The sequence below is a fragment of the Hydrogenophaga sp. IBVHS2 genome (assembly GCF_002127215.1).
Lineage (GTDB): Bacteria > Pseudomonadota > Gammaproteobacteria > Burkholderiales > Burkholderiaceae_C > Hydrogenophaga.
This window is the reverse complement of record NZ_NFUT01000001.1, coordinates 597,618-614,673: the sequence shown is the minus strand read 5'-3', so window position 1 is coordinate 614,673 and position 17,056 is coordinate 597,618. Positions and strand designations below refer to the sequence as shown.

Genomic DNA, 17,056 nt, shown 5'->3' with positions numbered 1-17,056 from the left:
GCAAGTTCAAGGCGCATGAGAGCGGTCGGCGGCGTCAGGCGAACAGCGCGGCCACGGCCTGGGCGCACAGGGTCATGAGACCGCCGGGCACCACGCCCAGCACCAGCACCAGCGCACCATTGACCGACAGCACGGCGCGGGCATCGGCCGGACCTTCGATGGCAGCGGTCTGGGTGCCTTCGTCGAAGTACATCACCTTGACCAGACGCAGGTAATAGAACGCGCCCACCAGCGACATGACCACCGCAAAGACCGCCAGACCGATGTAGAAGCCCTGGCCCGAGGCCAGCAGCGCCTGCAGCACCGACAGCTTGGCATAGAAGCCGACCAGGGGCGGAATGCCGGCCAGCGAGAACATGCAGATCGCCATGATGCCGGCGTGGAACGGGCTGCGGCGGTTGAGGCCGGCCAGGTCGGCGATCTCGTCGGATTCGAAGCCGGAGCGCGACAGCACGATGATGACGCCGAAGGTGGCCAGCGTGGTCAGCACATACGTGACCACATAGAACATGGCCGAGCTGTAGGCGTTGACCATGTTGCCGTTGTCCTGCCCCACCACCCCGGCCAGCAGGCCGAGCAGCATGAAGCCCATCTGTGCGATGGTGGAGAACGCCAGCATGCGCTTGAGGTTGGTCTGGGCGATGGCGGCCAGGTTGCCCACCAGCAGCGAGAGCACCGCCAGCACCGCCAGCATCTGCTGCCAGTCGAACGCCAGCGGGGCCATGCCTTCAACCAGCAGACGGATCACGATGGCAAATGCCGCCAGCTTGGGCGCACCGCCCACCACCAGGGTGATGGCGGTCGGGGCGCCGTGGTAGACGTCGGGCACCCACATGTGGAACGGTGCCACGCCCAGCTTGAAGGCCAGACCGGCCACCACGAACACCAGGCCCAGCACCAGCACCTGCTTCGAGCCCTTGAGCGTGGCCTCGCCGCCGGCAATGGCCTGCAGCACGCCGGACACGTCCAGCGAGCCGGTGGCGCCGTACACCATGGACAGGCCGTAGAGCAGGAAGCCGCTGGCCAAGGCACCCAGCACGAAGTACTTCATGGCGGCCTCGGTGGCGGCCAGATCGTCACGGCGCAGGGCCACCAGGGCGTAGCTGGAGAGCGTGAGCAGTTCCAGGCCCAGGTAGATGACCAGGAAGTTGTGGCCCGAGATCATCACGTACATGCCCAGCAGCGCGAACAGAGACAGGATGAACAGCTCGCCGCCGCGCATCATGTCGCGCGATCCGGCATAGGCACGGCCATAGACCAGGGTGACCATCATGGCCACGGTGGCAAAGCACTTGAGCCAGTTGCCCATGGGGTCGCTGACGATCATGCCGCCGAAGCCGTCGATGGTGCGGCCCGACGCCGCCTCCATGCCCAGCAGCACGGCCAGGCAGCCCAGCGTGGCCAGGGTGAGCAGGTAGGTGGCGCCGCGCAGCGGTGTGCGCACGCCCAGGTCCACCAGGGCGATGAGGCAGCTCATCACCAGCAGCATGATTTCCGGGTAGGCCGCGATCCAGCTGAGGTTGTCGATCATGTTGTCGTTCTCTTGAGTCGTCTTGGCGCGGGTGCGGTCAGTTCGGCAGCTTGGACACGGCCACGTGGCGCAGCAGCTCGGCCACGGAGGCGTCCATCACGTCGGTGAAGGGCTTGGGGTACACGCCCATGAACAGCACGGCCAGGGCCAGCACCGCCATCACGGTGAACTCGCGGGCGTTGATGTCGGTCAGGGCGCGCACGTCGTCGTTGCCCGGTGCACCCAGGTACACCCGCTTGAACATCCACAGCGAATAGGCCGCACCGAAGATCAGGGCGGAGGCCGCCAGCAGGCCGACCCAGAAGTTGGACTTGACCGCTGCCAGGATGACCATCCACTCGCCCACGAAACCGGCAGTGCCCGGCAGGCCGCAGTTGGCCATGGTGAACAGCAGGGCAAAGGCCGCAAACCGGGGCATGGTGTTGACCACGCCGCCGTAGGCCGCGATGTCGCGCGAGTGCACCCGGTCGTAGAGCACGCCGATGGACAGGAACATGGCCGCCGACACGAAGCCGTGGGCGATCATCTGCACGATGGCGCCCGACACGCCCAGGTCGGAGAAGACGAAGAAGCCCAGGGTCACGAAGCCCATGTGGGCCACCGACGAATAGGCCACCAGCTTCTTCATGTCCTGCTGGACCATGGCCACCAGACCCACGTAGATCACCGCGACCAGCGACAGGCCGATCATCAGGCCGGCCCACTGGTGCGAGGCGTCGGGCAGGATGGGCAGCGAGAAGCGCAGGAAGCCGTAGGCGCCCAGCTTGAGCATGATGGCCGCCAGGACGGCGGAGCCACCGGTGGGGGCCTCCACGTGCACGTCGGGCAGCCAGGTGTGCACCGGCCACATCGGCACCTTGACGGCGAAGGCCGCGAAGAAGGCGAAGAACAGCAGGGTCTGGGCCTTGGCGCCCAGCGGCAGCTGGTACCAGTCGGCCAGCGCGAAGCTGCCACCGGAAGCGGTGTAGAGGTAGATCAGGGCCACCAGCATGAGCAGCGAGCCCAGCAGCGTGTAGAGGAAGAACTTGAACGCCGCGTAGATCTTGTTCGGTCCGCCCCAGATGCCGATGATCAGGTACATCGGGATCAGCGTGGCCTCGAAGAACACGTAGAACAGCATGGCGTCCTGTGCCGCGAACACGCCGATCATCAGACCCGAGAGGATCAGGAAGGCGCCCATGTACTGGTTGACGCGCTCGGTGATCACTTCCCAGCCGGCCACCACCACCACCACGGTGATGAAGGCGGTCAGCAGCACCAGCCACAACGAAATGCCGTCCACGCCGAGGTGGTAGTGGATGTTGAAACGCTCGATCCAGACCGACTTCTCGACGAACTGCATGGCCGCCGTGCCCAGCTCGAAGCCGCTGTACAGCGGCACCGTCACCAGCAGACCGGCCAGCGCGCCGACCAGGGCAATCCAGCGGACCACGTGCGCCTGGTCGTCGCGGCCGAAGGCCAGGAGGACGGCGCCGAAAAAGATGGGCGTCCAGATGGCAAGACTCAGCAGACCCATGATGTTGTTCTTCCTCTTGTTGTTGTGACCCGGGGCGCTTACTTGGCCAGCCAGACGAAGTAGGTCATGAGCAGCATCACGCCCACCAGCATCATCAAGGCGTAGTGGTACAGGAAGCCGGTCTGGAAGCGCCGCACCACGCCGGAGATCAGGCCGACCAGCTTCCAGCTGGCATTGACCACCCCGCCCTCGATCACGCCACGGTCACCCCCCTTCCACAGGCCGATGCCCAGACCGCGCGCGCCCTTGGCCAGCACGTTCTCGTTGAACCAGTCGAGGTAGTACTTGTTCTCCATCACGGTGATCAGCGGCTTGAGCGCGCGGGCGATGGCAGCCGGCACGGCCGGGTTGACCAGGTACATGTACCAGGCGGTCACCGCACCGGCCAGGGCCAGGTACAGCGGCGGGGTGCTCAGGGCGTGCAGCGCCATGGCCATGGGGCCGTGGAAGATCTCGGCGAACTTCACCAGGGCCGGGTGGGCCTGGCTGTTGACGTAGATGGCGTCCTCGAAGAACTTGCCGAAGACCAGCGGCTCGATGGTGAAGTAGCCGATCAGCACCGACGGGATGGCCAGCAGCACCAGGGGCAGCGTCACCACCCAGGGCGACTCGTGCGGCTTGCCGTCGCCATGGTGGGCATGGTCGTCATGGTGATCGTCGTGGTGGGCTTCCGGGTTCTGGTCGTAACGCTCCTGGCCATGGAAGACCAGGAAATACAGCCGGAACGAATAGAACGAGGTCACGAACACGCCCGCCAGCACCGCGAAGTGGGCGAAGCCGGCACCGGGCAGGTTGCTGAAGTGCACCGCCTCGATGATCGAGTCCTTGGAATAGAAGCCCGAGAACAGCGGCGTGCCGATGAGCGCCAGCGTGCCCAGCAGCGAGGTGATCCAGGTGATGGGCATGTACTTGCGCACCGCGCCCATCCAGCGGATGTCCTGGTTGTGGTGCATGCCCATGATCACCGAGCCGGCGGCCAGGAACAGCAGCGCCTTGAAGAAGGCGTGGGTCATGAGGTGGAACACCGCCACCGAGTAGGCCGAGGCACCCAGGGCCACGGTCATGTAACCCAGCTGGGACAGGGTGGAATAGGCCACGACCCGCTTGATGTCGTTCTGGATGATGCCCAGGAAACCCATGAACAGCGCGGTGATGGCGCCGATGACCAGGATGAAGTTGAGCGCCGTGTCCGACATCTCGAACACCGGCGACATGCGGGCGACCATGAAGATGCCGGCGGTCACCATGGTGGCCGCATGGATCAGGGCCGAAATGGGCGTGGGGCCTTCCATGGAGTCGGGCAGCCACACGTGCAGCGGAAACTGCGCGCTCTTGCCCATGGCACCGATGAACAGGCAGATGCAGATCACCGTGACCAGCATCCAGCTGGTGCCGGGGAAGGTGATGCCGCTCAGCTGGTCGGCCTTGGCGAACACCTCGCCGTAGTTCAGCGTGCCGGTGTAGGCCACGATCAGGCCGATGCCAAGGATGAAGCCGAAGTCGCCCACCCGGTTGACCAGGAAGGCCTTCATGTTGGCAAAGATGGCCGTCGGTTTGTTGTACCAGAAGCCGATCAGCAGGTAGGACACCAGACCCACCGCTTCCCAGCCGAAGAACAGCTGCAGCAGGTTGTTGCTCATGACCAGCATGAGCATGGAGAAGGTGAACAGCGAGATGTAGGCGAAGAAGCGGTTGTAGCCGGCGTCCTCCTCCATGTAGCCCATGGTGTAGATGTGCACCATGAGCGAGACGAAGGTCACCACCACCATCATCATGGCGGTCAGGCCGTCGACCAGGAAGCCGATCTCCATCTTCAGGCCGCCCACCACCATCCATTCGTAGATGGTGGCGTTGAAACGGGCCCCCTTCATGACGTCGACCAGGGTCAGGGCCGACAGGATGAAGGCCACCAGCACGCCCAGGATGGTGGCGCTGTGGGAAGCGCGGCGCCCGATCACGTTGCCGCCGAAGGCGGTGCCGAGGATGCCGGCCAGCGCGGCGCCGACCAGGGGAGCCAGCGGAACGGCCAGCAGGGTGCTTGCAGAGAGGGTGTTGCTCATGGTCTTGCGTGTTCGGGTCCGGGCATCAGCCCTTGAGGCTGTTGAGTTCCTCGACGCTGATGGACGCGCGGTTGCGGAACAGCAGCACCAGGATGGCCAGGCCGATGGCCGACTCGGCCGCTGCCACGGTCAGGATGAAGAACACGAACACCTGGCCGTGCATGTCGCCCAGGAAGTGCGAGAAGGCCACGAAGTTCATGTTGACCGCCAGCAGCATGAGCTCGATGGCCATGAGCAGCACGATCAGGTTCTTGCGGTTGAGGAAGATGCCGATGACGGAGAGCGCAAACAGGATCGCGCCGACCGACAGGAAGTGGCCCAGTGTCAAGCTCATGCCTTGCCCTCCTCGGCCGGCGTCGGTTCAGCGGATTTGCGGGTGGCGGCCATGGGCACCACCACCAGGCGGTCGGACGCGCGCACATGCACCTGCAGCGAGGGATTGATGGCCTTGCTGTCCTTGCGCTGGCGCAGGGTCAGCGCGATGGCGGCCACCATCGCCACCAGCAGGATGACCGCGGCCACCTGGATGGGATAGAGGTATTCGGTGTAGAGCAGCACGCCCAGGGCGTGGGTGTTGGAGACCTCGGCCGTTGCCGGCACGGCACCGCTCACCGGCACCGTGGGGAACCCGACCCACAGCACGGCGATCAGTTCGGCCGCCACGATGCCGCCCAGCAGGGCTGCCACCGGGAAGTGCTTCCAGAAACCCTGCCGCAGCGCATCCATGTTGATGTCGAGCATCATCACCACGAACAGGAACAGCACCATGACCGCGCCCAGATAGACCAGCACCAGCGTGATGCCCAGGAACTCGGCCTTGAGCAGCAGCCACAGCGCCGATGCCTGGGAGAACGACAGCATCAGGTAGAGCACCGCGTGCACCGGGTTGCGCGCGGTGATGACGCGGTACGCCGCAAAGAGCAGCACGGCCGCGAACAGGTAGAAGAAACCGGTCTGGAAGTCCATGGGAAGGTCTTGGTTGCTCGGGCGGGCCCGAGGTCAGCGGTAGGGCGCGTCGGCGGCCTTCGCGGCGGCGATCTGCGGCTCGTAGCGGTCGCCGACCGCCAGCAGCATCTCTTTGGTGAAGTACAGGTCGCCGCGCTTCTCGCCGTGGTATTCGAAGATGTGCGTCTCGACGATCGAGTCGACCGGGCAGCTCTCCTCGCAGAAACCGCAGAAGATGCACTTGGTCAGGTCGATGTCGTAGCGGGTGGTGCGGCGGCTGCCGTCCTCGCGCACGCCGGCCTCGATGGTGATGGCCATGGCCGGACACACGGCCTCGCACAGCTTGCAGGCGATGCAGCGCTCCTCGCCGTTCTCGTAGCGGCGCAGGGCATGCAGGCCCCGGAAGCGGGGGGACAGCGGGGTCTTCTCCTCGGGGAACTGCACCGTGACCTTGCGCTTGAAGGCGTAGCGGCCGGTCAGGGCCATGCCCTTGAACAGCTCGACCAGCAGGAAGCTCTTGAGGAAATCGCGGAACGAGAACGGCGCGACAGCGGTGGACGGTGCGAACGAGGTGGTGATGGACATGGTGGATTCCCCGGCTTATTTCCAGATGTTCCAGGGCGACTGCATCAGGGCGCCGACCAGCAGCAGCCAGATCAGGGTCACGGGAATGAAGATCTTCCAGCCCAGACGCATGATCTGGTCGTAGCGGAAGCGCGGGAAGGTGGCGCGGATCCAGATGAACAGCGAGACCACGAAGAAGGTCTTCAGACCCAGCCAGATCCAGCCCGGAATGGCGTTGAACAGCTGGCTGTCGATGGGAGGCAGCCACCCACCCAGGAACATCAGCACCGCCAGGATGGACACCAGCCACATGCTGGCGTATTCGGCCAGGAAGAAGATGGCAAAGCCCATGCCCGAGTACTCGACCATGTGACCGGCCACGATCTCGGCCTCGCCCTCGACCACGTCGAAGGGGTGGCGGTTGGTCTCGGCCACACCCGAGATCAGGTAGACCAGGAAGATGGGCAGCAGCGGCAGCCAGTTCCAGGACAGGAAGTTCAGTCCCTCCTCGGCCGCGATGCCGCGGCCTTGCGAGGCCACGATCTCGGCCAGGTTCAGGCTGCCGGCGGTCATGACCACCACCAGGAAGCAGAAGCCGATGGCGATCTCGTAGCTGACCATCTGGGCGGAGGCGCGCAGCGCGCCCAGGAAGGCGTACTTGGAGTTGGACGCCCACCCGGCAATGATCACGCCGTACACCTCGATGGAGGTGATGGCCAGGATCACCAGCAGACCGGCATTCACGTTGGCCAGGACCGTCTCGGGGCCGAACGGAATGGCCACCCAGGCGGCCAGCGCCGGCATGATGGCCATGATGGGGCCCAGGCGGAACAGGCCGTTGCTGGCGGCGCTGGGGCGGATGAGTTCCTTGGTCAGCAGCTTGAGGGCGTCGGCAATGGGCTGCAGCAGGCCGAAGGGGCCGACCCGGTTGGGACCATGGCGGACCTGCATGAAGCCCAGCAGCTTGCGCTCCCACAGCGTGAGGTAGGCCACGGCGCCCATCAGCGGGGCCAGCACGGCCACGATCTTGAGCAGGTTCCAGATGACGGGCCAGGCGGCGGTGGTCCACCACGGGGCGGCCACCAGGCCCAGTCCGCCGTTGTACATCGCGTCGATGATCATGCGCTCACTCCCTCGGCTTCGGCCTGGGTTGCGCTGGCGCGGCGGGCATCGGCCGTGAGTTGCAGCGACGGGGCGCGGCGCACCAGGCCGTCGAGCTGGTAGATGGAAGCCACGCACGGACGGCCGGAGGCCGGTGCGGTGGTGGCGACGGCCCCGGTGTCGTTGCTCAGACGGCTGGCCGGCACGAAGCCGCCCTGCTCCACGCCTGGCAGCGCGGCCGACAGCACGGCCTGCGACGACTCGGCATCGAAGCCCGGGAGCCCCAGCAGGTTGCCCAGCACGCGCAGCACCTTCCAGCCCGGGCGGGTTTCACCCAGCGGGCGCACCACGGCGTGGAAGCCCTGCAGGCGGCCTTCGGCATTGACGAAGGAGCCGGAGGTTTCCGAGAACGGAGCGATGGGCAGCAGCACGTCGCTGATGTCCAGATTGGTCTTGAAGGGGCTGAGCGTGACCACCATGTCGGCGGATGCCAGACCTGCAGCGCCCACGGCGCTGTCGTGGGCGGGCTCGGTGCCCAGCAGCACCACGGCCTTGAGGGCACCGCGCAGCATCTGGCCGGCGTTCAGACCGCCCTGCCCCGGCAGCGCGCGCACCAGCTGGGCCCCCACGGTGTTGGCGGCTTCGGTCAGGTAGCCCACCGTGGCGCCGGTGTGTTCGGCAATGAATCGGGCCAGGGCCAGCAGGCTGCCGGCCTGCTCATGGTGGGCGGCAGCGTTGCCCAGCAACACCGCCTTGTGTTCGCCACCGGCCAGCGAGGCGGCGATGGCGCGGTGGGTGTCGTTGATCTCGGCGGCCACCGGGGCGGTCACGCCTTTGTCGGCGGCCACGGCAGCGGCCACGCCGGCCAGCGCGGCCGACCAGTGCAGGCTGTCGGCCTTCAGGGTGTGGCGCACGGTCATGGCCCAGTCGGGGCTGGCGTCGCCCAGCACGCTCAGCTGGGCGCCCTTGCGCACCGCCTGACGGATGCGCTGGGCGAACAGCGGATGGTCCTTGCGCAGGTTCGAGCCCACCACCAGCACCCGCTGCAGATCGGACAGGCTGGCCACGGTGCGGCCCAGCCAGCGCGCCTGACCGGCAGGCGCGGCATGGCCGAAATCGGCCGCGCGCAGCCGGGTGTCGATGTTCTCGCTGCCCAGGCCGCGCACCAGGGCGCCGGCCAGGGCCAGTTCCTCCACCGTGCTGTGCGGGCTGGCCAGCAAGCCGATGGCCGCAGCGCCGTGGTCGGTGCGCACCTGGCGCAGGCCGTTGGCCACGTATTCGAGGGCGGTCTGCCAGTCGACCGTGGTCCATTCGCCACCCTGCTTGATCATGGGGGCGGTCAGGCGGTCAGGGCCGTTGAGGGCCTCGTACGAGAAACGGTCGCGGTCGGCGATCCAGCACTCGTTGACGGCTTCGTTCTCCAGCGGCACCACGCGCATGACCTGGTGGTTCTTGACCTGGACGATCAGGTTGGCACCGGTGGAATCGTGCGGGCTCACGCTCTTGCGGCGGGAGAGCTCCCAGGTGCGGGCGCTGTAGCGGAACGGCTTGCTGGTGAGTGCGCCGACCGGGCAGATGTCGATCATGTTGCCCGAGAGTTCGGAGTCCACCGACTGGCCCACGAAGGTCTCGATCTCGGCGTGCTCACCGCGGTTCGACATGCCCAGCTCCATGACGCCGGCGATCTCCTGGCCGAAGCGCACGCAACGGGTGCAATGGATGCAGCGGCTCATCTCTTCCATGGAGATGAGCGGGCCCACATTCTTGTGGAACACCACGCGCTTTTCTTCCTGGTAGCGCGAGCCGGAGCCGCCGTAGCCCACCGCCAGGTCCTGCAGCTGGCACTCGCCGCCCTGGTCGCAGATTGGGCAGTCCAGCGGATGGTTGATCAGCAGGAACTCCATGACCGACTTCTGGGCCTTGACCGCCTTGTCGGACTGGGTGCGCACGATCATGCCCTGCGTGACCGGGGTGGCGCAGGCCGGCATGGGCTTGGGCGCCTTCTCCACGTCGACCAAGCACATGCGGCAGTTGGCCGCGATGGACAGTTTCTTGTGGTAGCAGAAGTGCGGGATGTAGGTGCCGGCCTTCTCGGCCGCATGCATGACCATGCTGCCGGGCGGCACTTCGACCTTCTGGCCGTCGAGTTCGATTTCAACCATGGGTGTGTTCCGATGTCCTTCGATCGTCGGGCGATCAGGAGGCCTGGGCCGCAGCGGCAGCGATCTTGGCCTCGAACTCGTGGCGGAAGTGCTTGATCATGGCGCGCACCGGCATGGCCGCTGCATCGCCCAGGGCGCAGATAGTGCGGCCCATGATGTTCTCGGCCACGTTGTCGAGCAGCTGCATGTCCTCCGGGCGGCCCTGGCCACGATCGATGCGTTCGACCATGCGCCACAGCCAGCCGGTGCCTTCGCGGCACGGCGTGCACTGGCCGCAGGACTCGTGCATGTAGAAGTACGACAGGCGCTTGAGCGACTCCACCATGTCGCGCGAGTCGTCCATGACGATGACCGCGCCCGAGCCCAGCATGGAGCCGGCCTTGGCGATCGAGTCGTAGTCCATGGTGCACTCCATCATGATGTGCGCCGGCAGCACCGGGGCCGACGAGCCTCCGGGGATCACGGCCTTGAGGGTGCGGCCCTTGCGCACGCCACCGGCGAGCTCCAGCAGCTTGGCAAACGGCGTGCCCAGCGGCACTTCGTAGTTGCCGGGCATTTCCACGTCGCCGCTGACCGAGAAGATCTTGGTGCCGCCGTTGTTCGGCTTGCCGCACTCCAGGTAGGCCTGACCGCCGTTGCGGATGATCCAGGGCACTGCCGCGAAGGTCTCGGTGTTGTTGATGGTGGTGGGCTTGCCGTAGAGGCCGAAGCTGGCCGGGAACGGCGGCTTGAAGCGGGGCTGGCCCTTCTTGCCTTCCAGGGATTCGAGCAGCGCGGTCTCTTCACCGCAGATGTAGGCACCGAAACCGTGGAACGCGTGCAGCTGGAAGCTGAAATCCGAGCCCAGGATGCGGTCACCGAGGTAACCGGCCGCACGGGCTTCCTCCAGCGCCGCCTCGAAGCGTTCGTAGACCTCGAAGATCTCGCCGTGGATGTAGTTGTAGCCCGCCGTGATGCCCATGGCGAACGCCGCGATCGCCATGCCTTCGATGACGATGTGCGGGTTGTACATGAGGATGTCGCGGTCCTTGCAGGTGCCCGGCTCGCCCTCGTCGGAGTTGCACACCAGGTACTTCTGGCCCGGGAACTGGCGCGGCATGAAGCTCCACTTCAGGCCGGTGGGGAAGCCGGCACCGCCCCGGCCGCGCAAGGCCGATTCCTTGACGGTGGCGATCACCTGGTCCTGGGTCATGGGCTCGGAACCGTCCTTGCCCAGGATGCGGCGCAAGGCCTGGTAGCCGCCGCGCGCCTCGTAGTCCTTCAGGGACCAGTTGCTGCCGTCCAGCCCGGCATAGATCTGCGGGTTGATGTGACGGCCATGGAAGCAGGTCTGCACGCCGGTGGCGCGGAACTGCGAGAGGATCTGCTGTGCGTTCATGGTTAGCCCTCCGAGGTCCGCAGACCTTCGATCAGCTGGTCGAGCTTGTCGTTGCTCATGAAGCTGCACATGTGGCGGTCGTTGACCAGCATCACCGGCGAGTCGGCACAGGCGCCCAGGCACTCGCTCTGCTGCAGCGTGAACAGGCCGTCGGCCGTGGTCTCGCCCATGGTGATGCCCAGCTTCTTCTCGAGGTGGTGCAGGGCCTTCTGCCCGTCACGCAGCTGGCACGGCAGGTTGGTGCAGACGTTGAGCTTGAACCGGCCCACCGGCTGCTGGTTGTACATGTTGTAGAAGGTGGTCACCTCATGGACCGCGATGGGCTCCATGCGCAGGTAGGTGGCCAGCGCGGCTTCGGCGGCCGCGCTCACATGACCCTGCTCCTGCTGGATGATGGACAGGCAGGCCATCACCGCCGACTGGCGCTGGTCATCGGGGTACTTGGCGACCTCGCGGTCGAAGCGCGCGAGGGTGGCTTCCGAAAAAACGACAGGGGTGTTCATCGGTCGATCTCTCCGAAAACGATGTCCATGGTGCCGATGATGGCCACCGCATCGGCCAGCATGTGGCCGCGCGCCATCTCGTCCAGCGTGGCCAGGTGGGCGAAGCCGGGGGCACGGATCTTCAGGCGGTAGGGCTTGTTGGCGCCGTCGCTGACCAGGTAGATGCCGAACTCGCCCTTGGGATGCTCGACGGCGGCATACGCCTCGCCCTCGGGCACGTGGAAGCCTTCGGTGAAGAGCTTGAAGTGGTGGATCAGCTCCTCCATGTTGCTCTTCATGGCTTCGCGGGCCGGCGGCGCCACCTTGTGGTTGTCGGTGATGACCGGGCCCGGGTTGGCCCGCAGCCAGTCCACGCACTGCTGGATGATGCGGTTGGACTGCTTCATCTCTTCCATGCGGACCAGGTAACGGTCGTAGCAGTCGCCGGTACGGCCGACCGGGATGTCGAAGTCCAGGCGGTCGTAGACGTCGTAGGGCTGCTTCTTGCGCAGGTCCCAGGCGATGCCGGAGCCGCGCAGCATGGGGCCGGTCATGCCCAGGCTGAGTGCCCGCTCGGGCGTGACCACGCCGATGCCCACGGTGCGCTGCTTCCAGATGCGGTTGTCGGTCAGCAGCGTGTGGTATTCGTCCAGGTAGGTCGGGAAGCGCTTCGTGAAATCGTCGATGAAGTCCAGCAGCGAGCCCTGGCGGTTCTCGTTCAGCTCGGCAATGGCGCGGGCATTGCGCACCTTGCTGGCCTGGTACTGCGGCATGCTGTCCGGCAGGTCACGGTACACGCCACCCGGGCGGAAGTAGGCCGCGTGCATGCGCGCACCGGACACCGCCTCGTACATGTCGAACAGGTCCTCGCGCTCGCGGAACGCGTAGATCAGGATGGTGGAGCTGCCGCAGTCGTTGCCGTGCGAGCCCAGCCACATCAGGTGGTTGAGCAGGCGGGTGATCTCGCTGAACATCACGCGGATGTATTGCGCCCGCACCGGCACCTCGATGCCCAGCAGTTTCTCGATGGCCAGGCAGTAGGCGTGCTCGTTGCACATCATCGAGACATAGTCCAGCCGGTCCATGTAGGGCAGCGACTGGATGAAGGTCTTGTGCTCGGCCAGCTTCTCGGTGGCGCGGTGCAGCAGGCCGATGTGCGGGTCGGCGCGTTGCACCACCTCGCCGTCGAGCTCGAGCACCAGGCGCAGCACACCGTGGGCGGCCGGGTGCTGGGGACCGAAGTTCAGGGTGTAGTTCTTGATCTCTGCCATGTCGGGATGCCTCGCGCCTTCAGTGCAGGCCGCCGTAGTTGTCTTCGCGGATGATGCGCGGCGTGATCTCGCGCGGCTCGATGCTGACCGGCTCGTAGATCACGCGCTGACGCTCGGCGTCGTACCGCATCTCCACATGGCCCGAGAGCGGGAAGTCCTTGCGGAACGGGTGGCCGATGAAGCCATAGTCGGTGAGGATGCGGCGCAGGTCTTCGTGACCTTCGAACACGATGCCGAAGAGGTCGAAGGCTTCGCGCTCGTACCAGTTGGCGCTGGCCCACAGGGTGGTGACCGAAGGCAGGACCGGAAAGTCGTCGTCGGCACAGAACACACGGACCCGCAGGCGCTGGTTGAGCGACACCGACAGAAGGTGGGACACAGCCGCAAAGCGCGGGCCTTCCCAGCGGCCGTCACCGTAGGTGGAATAGTCGATGCCGCACAGGTCGACCAGCTGCTCGAAACGGGCCGCCGGCGCATCGCGCAGCAGGGTCATGACGGCCAGGTAGTCGGCCGGACGCACGGTCAGGGTGAGTTCGTCGCGCTCGATGACGAGCGATTGCGCGCGCTCGCCCAGCAATTCGGTCAGGCTCTGCTGCAGCGCCGCCGGCGCCACGGCACGGGGAGAGGATTCGGTGTCGGTCATGGGCGTGGACTCAGGCTGGCAGGGTCGCGGTCGGGGTTCGGAGAACCGGGCTCAGGCCCTGGCAATCGTCTGGGTGCGGCGGATCTTCTGCTGCAGCTGGATGATTCCGTACAGCAGGGCCTCGGCCGTGGGCGGGCAACCGGGCACATACACGTCGACCGGCACGATGCGGTCGCACCCTCGAACGACCGAATAGCTGTAGTGGTAGTAGCCGCCGCCATTGGCGCACGAGCCCATGGACAGCACCCAGCGGGGCTCGGCCATCTGGTCGTAGACCTTGCGCAGCGCGGGCGCCATCTTGTTGCACAGGGTGCCGGCCACGATCATCAGGTCGGACTGGCGCGGGCTGGCACGGAACACCTCGGAGCCGAAACGGCCGATGTCGTACCGGGCTGCGGCGGCGTGCATCATCTCCACCGCGCAGCAGGCCAGACCGAAGGTCATGGGCCACAGGGAACCGGTCTTGGCCCAGTTCACCACCGCGTCATAGCTGGTGGTGACGAACCCTTCCTTGAATACGCCTTCAATCATGCAGTGCTCCGCAATGGTCGCCCGTCCGGGCGGGTCCGTTCATTCCCAGTCGAGGGCGCCTTTTTTCCACTCGTAGGCAAAGCCCACGGTAAGGATGGCCAGGAACACGACGCCGGCCAGGAAGCCGGTCATGCCGATGTCGGAAAAGGCCACCGCCCAGGGAATGAGAAAGGCGATCTCGAGGTCGAACAGGATGAAGAGGATGGCCACCAGGTAGTAGCGCACATCGAACTTCATGCGGGCGTCTTCGAAGGCTTCGAAGCCGCACTCATACGGAGAATTCTTTTCAGCGTCGGGGAGGTTGGGACCGAGGATGTAGCCCAGCACCTGCGGAATGATCCCGACTGCAATGCCCACCAGGATGAACAGAAGCACGGGCAGGTATTGGTCGAGGCTCATCTTGGGTCTATCCGCTGACACGGCGTGGTGCCGTGTGGTCCAAAGATTGGTGCCGACGGCGAGACTCGAACTCGCACAGCTTTCGCCACTACCCCCTCAAGATAGCGTGTCTACCAATTTCACCACGTCGGCTGGTTGACTTGTCCTGCTGGCACCACTGCTGTGCACCAACCGGACAACCCATAGAGTTTACCCTGAAACAACCCCTGTTTCGAGAGGGGCGTGCGCCTTTTTCAGCGCACGCATCGCGATTACTTGGCAGGAATCGCGTCGGCACCGGTGGCCGGTGCGGCCGGCGCGGCAGGCGCCACGCCGCTGGCGGGTGCGGAACCCGGGATCTGCTGGGCCGGCGTGGCCGGGACCGTGGTGGTCTCCAGCACGCTGCCGGCACTGGGTGCTGCGGTGCGCAGGTTGCCGAAATAGGCCAGGCCCAGGGTGGTCACCAGAAAGATGGTGGCCAGCACACCGGTGCTGCGCGAGAGGAAGTTGGCGCTGCCGGAGGCACCGAACAGGCTGGCCGATCCACCACCGCCGCCGCCGAAGGCGGCACCGGCATCGGCACCCTTGCCGTGCTGCATGAGGATGAGGCCGATCATGGCCAGGGCGGACACGATCTGGACAACGAGCAAAAGGGTCAGGACGATGTTCATGGAGCAGCTTCTGATGAGTCGGATGGATTCTGGGATCGGCGCTGCGGCGTCAGCCGGCAGCGGCCACGATCTGGAGGAAGTCGGCCGCCTTGAGCGAGGCACCACCGATCAGGCCCCCGTCGATGTCGGGCTGGGCCAGCAGGCTGGCAGCGTTGGCGGCATTCATGCTGCCGCCGTACAGGATCTGGACCCGCTCGGGGTGGGCGGTGGCGGCCGCGATCTGCTGGCGCAGCACGGCATGCACCTGCTGGGCCTGTTCGGGCGAGGCGGTCTTGCCGGTGCCGATCGCCCACACGGGTTCATAGGCCACCACGATCTCGCTGGTGCAGTGGGCCACGACGTGGATGACGGCGGCGAGCTGGCGCTTGACGACGGTCTCGGTCAGGCCGGCTTCGCGCTCGGCCAGGGTTTCACCCACGCAGACGATGGGGGTGATGCCGGCCGAGAGCGCCCTCTGCGCCTTCTGGGCCACCACCGCATCGGTCTCGCCGTGGTACTGGCGCCGCTCGGAGTGGCCGACGATGGCGTAGCGGCAGGCGAAGTCGCGCAGCATGGCGGCCGACACCTCACCGGTATAGGCGCCCTGCTCGTGGGCCGACACATCCTGCGAACCCCAGGCCACAGGGCTGCCGGACAGCAGCGCCTGCAGCTGCGCCAGATAGGGTGCCGGCGCGCACAGCGCCACCTGGGCGCCGGGCTGGCCGATGCCGGCCAGCATGGCGCGCACCAGCGCTTCATTGGCGGCCAGGCCGCCATTCATCTTCCAGTTGCCTGCAATCAGTTTCTTCATGGCGTGCGCAATGCGGGGATCAGGCCCACTGCAGCATCAGCTTGCCGATGTGGGTGTTGCTTTCCATCAGGGCGTGGGCCTGCGCTGCCTCGGCGGGCTTGAACACCTGGTGGATGACGGGACGGATGCGACCGGATTCCAGCAACGGCCACACATGCTGGCGCAGCGACTGCGCGATGGCGGCCTTGAAGGCCACCGGGCGCGGACGCAGCGTGGAGCCGGTGATGGTGAGGCGGCGGCGCAGCACCAGGCCGGCATTGAAGCCGGCATCGATGCCGCCCTGCACCGCGATGATGACCAGCCGGCCATCCTCGGCCAGGCATTCCACCTCGCGGGCCACATAGCTGCCGGCCACCATGTCCAGGATGACGTTGACACCCTGGCCGCCGGTGAGTTCACGCGCAACAGCGGCGAAGTCCTGGCTGCGGTAGTTGATGGCGTGGTCGGCGCCGAGCCTGAGGCAGGCGGCGCACTTGTCGTCGCTGCCGGCGGTGGCGATCACGGTGGCACCCATGGCCTTGGCCATCTGGATGGCGGTCACGCCGATGCCGCTGGTGCCACCCTGGATCAGCAGGGTCTCGCCGGCCTGCAGGCGGCCGCGGTCGAACACGTTGCTCCAGACGGTGAAGAAGGTCTCGGGCAGACCGGCGGCCTCCAGGTCGGACAGACCCCGGGGCACCGGCAGGCACTGGGCCGCAGGGGCCACGCACCACTGGGCATACCCGCCACCGGCCACCAGGGCACAGACGCGGTCACCCGGCTTCAGCCCGGCGGCCTGCAGGGCAGCAGCATCACCGGACTCGATGACGCCAGCCACTTCGAGCCCGGGGATGTCGGACGCACCCGGCGGCACCGGGTAGTTGCCGGTGCGCTGCAGCACGTCCGGGCGGTTGACACCGGACGCGCTCACGCGGATCAGCACCTCGCCCGGGCCGGCCACCGGCACCGGGCGTTCGCCCAGCTGGAGCACCTCGGGTGCTCCGTAGCCACGGATCTCGACAGCTTGCATGGTGGACATGACGCTCTCCCGGGC

The 17,056-nt window shown here is 66.3% G+C and carries 17 protein-coding genes and 1 tRNA gene; all 18 read right to left on the bottom strand.

Annotated elements, in window-relative coordinates:
- Positions 1-34: 34 nt before the first annotated feature.
- Positions 35-1,531: an NADH-quinone oxidoreductase subunit NuoN gene (nuoN, locus tag CAP38_RS03040; RefSeq protein WP_086119381.1), complete on the bottom strand. Its 1,497-nt coding sequence runs from the start codon at positions 1,529-1,531 to the stop codon at positions 35-37.
- 37 nt (positions 1,532-1,568) lie between these two features.
- Entirely contained in the window at positions 1,569-3,047 is a 1,479-nt protein-coding gene (locus CAP38_RS03035; RefSeq protein WP_086119380.1) for an NADH-quinone oxidoreductase subunit M, read from the bottom strand.
- Positions 3,048-3,085: 38 nt separating this feature from the next.
- On the bottom strand, positions 3,086-5,107 hold the full coding sequence (gene nuoL / locus CAP38_RS03030; RefSeq protein WP_086119379.1) for an NADH-quinone oxidoreductase subunit L: 2,022 nt from the start codon (positions 5,105-5,107) through the stop codon (positions 3,086-3,088).
- Between the two features lie 25 nt (positions 5,108-5,132).
- Positions 5,133-5,441: an NADH-quinone oxidoreductase subunit NuoK gene (gene nuoK, locus CAP38_RS03025; RefSeq protein WP_086119378.1), complete on the bottom strand. Its 309-nt coding sequence runs from the start codon at positions 5,439-5,441 to the stop codon at positions 5,133-5,135.
- Complete coding sequence (locus tag CAP38_RS03020) at positions 5,438-6,073, bottom strand: NADH-quinone oxidoreductase subunit J (protein WP_086119377.1); 636 nt, start codon at positions 6,071-6,073, stop codon at positions 5,438-5,440. The genes nuoK and CAP38_RS03020 overlap by 4 nt, the downstream gene beginning before the upstream one ends.
- A 33-nt stretch (positions 6,074-6,106) precedes the next feature.
- A complete protein-coding gene (gene nuoI, locus CAP38_RS03015; RefSeq protein WP_086119376.1) occupies positions 6,107-6,637 on the bottom strand; it encodes an NADH-quinone oxidoreductase subunit NuoI in 531 nt (176 codons plus the stop codon).
- A gap of 15 nt (positions 6,638-6,652) precedes the next feature.
- Positions 6,653-7,735: an NADH-quinone oxidoreductase subunit NuoH gene (gene nuoH / locus CAP38_RS03010; RefSeq protein ID WP_086119745.1), complete on the bottom strand. Its 1,083-nt coding sequence runs from the start codon at positions 7,733-7,735 to the stop codon at positions 6,653-6,655.
- Complete coding sequence (gene nuoG / locus CAP38_RS03005) at positions 7,735-9,879, bottom strand: NADH-quinone oxidoreductase subunit NuoG (protein WP_086119375.1); 2,145 nt, start codon at positions 9,877-9,879, stop codon at positions 7,735-7,737. Before nuoG ends, nuoH begins: the two co-directional genes overlap by 1 nt.
- Positions 9,880-9,913: 34 nt before the next feature.
- Entirely contained in the window at positions 9,914-11,257 is a 1,344-nt protein-coding gene (nuoF, locus tag CAP38_RS03000; RefSeq protein WP_086119374.1) for an NADH-quinone oxidoreductase subunit NuoF, read from the bottom strand.
- A 2-nt stretch (positions 11,258-11,259) separates the two neighbouring features.
- Positions 11,260-11,760: an NADH-quinone oxidoreductase subunit NuoE gene (nuoE, locus tag CAP38_RS02995; RefSeq protein ID WP_086119373.1), complete on the bottom strand. Its 501-nt coding sequence runs from the start codon at positions 11,758-11,760 to the stop codon at positions 11,260-11,262.
- The gene (locus CAP38_RS02990; RefSeq protein WP_086119372.1) at positions 11,757-13,010 is read right to left on the bottom strand and encodes an NADH-quinone oxidoreductase subunit D; all 1,254 of its coding nucleotides are present in this window, start codon (positions 13,008-13,010) and stop codon (positions 11,757-11,759) included. Before CAP38_RS02990 ends, nuoE begins: the two co-directional genes overlap by 4 nt.
- Before the next feature lie 19 nt (positions 13,011-13,029).
- Positions 13,030-13,653, bottom strand: coding sequence for an NADH-quinone oxidoreductase subunit C (locus tag CAP38_RS02985; protein WP_086119371.1), 624 nt, complete (start codon positions 13,651-13,653; stop codon positions 13,030-13,032).
- Between the two features lie 51 nt (positions 13,654-13,704).
- Positions 13,705-14,184 (bottom strand): NADH-quinone oxidoreductase subunit B family protein, encoded by a 480-nt coding sequence (locus CAP38_RS02980; RefSeq protein WP_009520160.1) that lies wholly within the window; start codon positions 14,182-14,184, stop codon positions 13,705-13,707.
- Between the two features lie 39 nt (positions 14,185-14,223).
- A complete protein-coding gene (locus CAP38_RS02975; protein ID WP_086119370.1) occupies positions 14,224-14,583 on the bottom strand; it encodes an NADH-quinone oxidoreductase subunit A in 360 nt (119 codons plus the stop codon).
- Positions 14,584-14,630: 47 nt separating this feature from the next.
- Positions 14,631-14,715, bottom strand: a tRNA-Leu gene (locus CAP38_RS02970).
- Positions 14,716-14,834: 119 nt separating this feature from the next.
- Positions 14,835-15,233 (bottom strand): preprotein translocase subunit SecG, encoded by a 399-nt coding sequence (gene secG, locus CAP38_RS02965; RefSeq protein ID WP_086119369.1) that lies wholly within the window; start codon positions 15,231-15,233, stop codon positions 14,835-14,837.
- A 49-nt stretch (positions 15,234-15,282) separates the two neighbouring features.
- On the bottom strand, positions 15,283-16,023 hold the full coding sequence (tpiA, locus tag CAP38_RS02960; protein ID WP_086119368.1) for a triose-phosphate isomerase: 741 nt from the start codon (positions 16,021-16,023) through the stop codon (positions 15,283-15,285).
- A 19-nt stretch (positions 16,024-16,042) separates the two neighbouring features.
- Positions 16,043-17,032, bottom strand: a complete 990-nt coding sequence (locus CAP38_RS02955) for an NAD(P)H-quinone oxidoreductase (protein WP_086119744.1) — start codon at positions 17,030-17,032, stop codon at positions 16,043-16,045.
- Between the last annotated feature and the right edge of the window lie 24 nt (positions 17,033-17,056).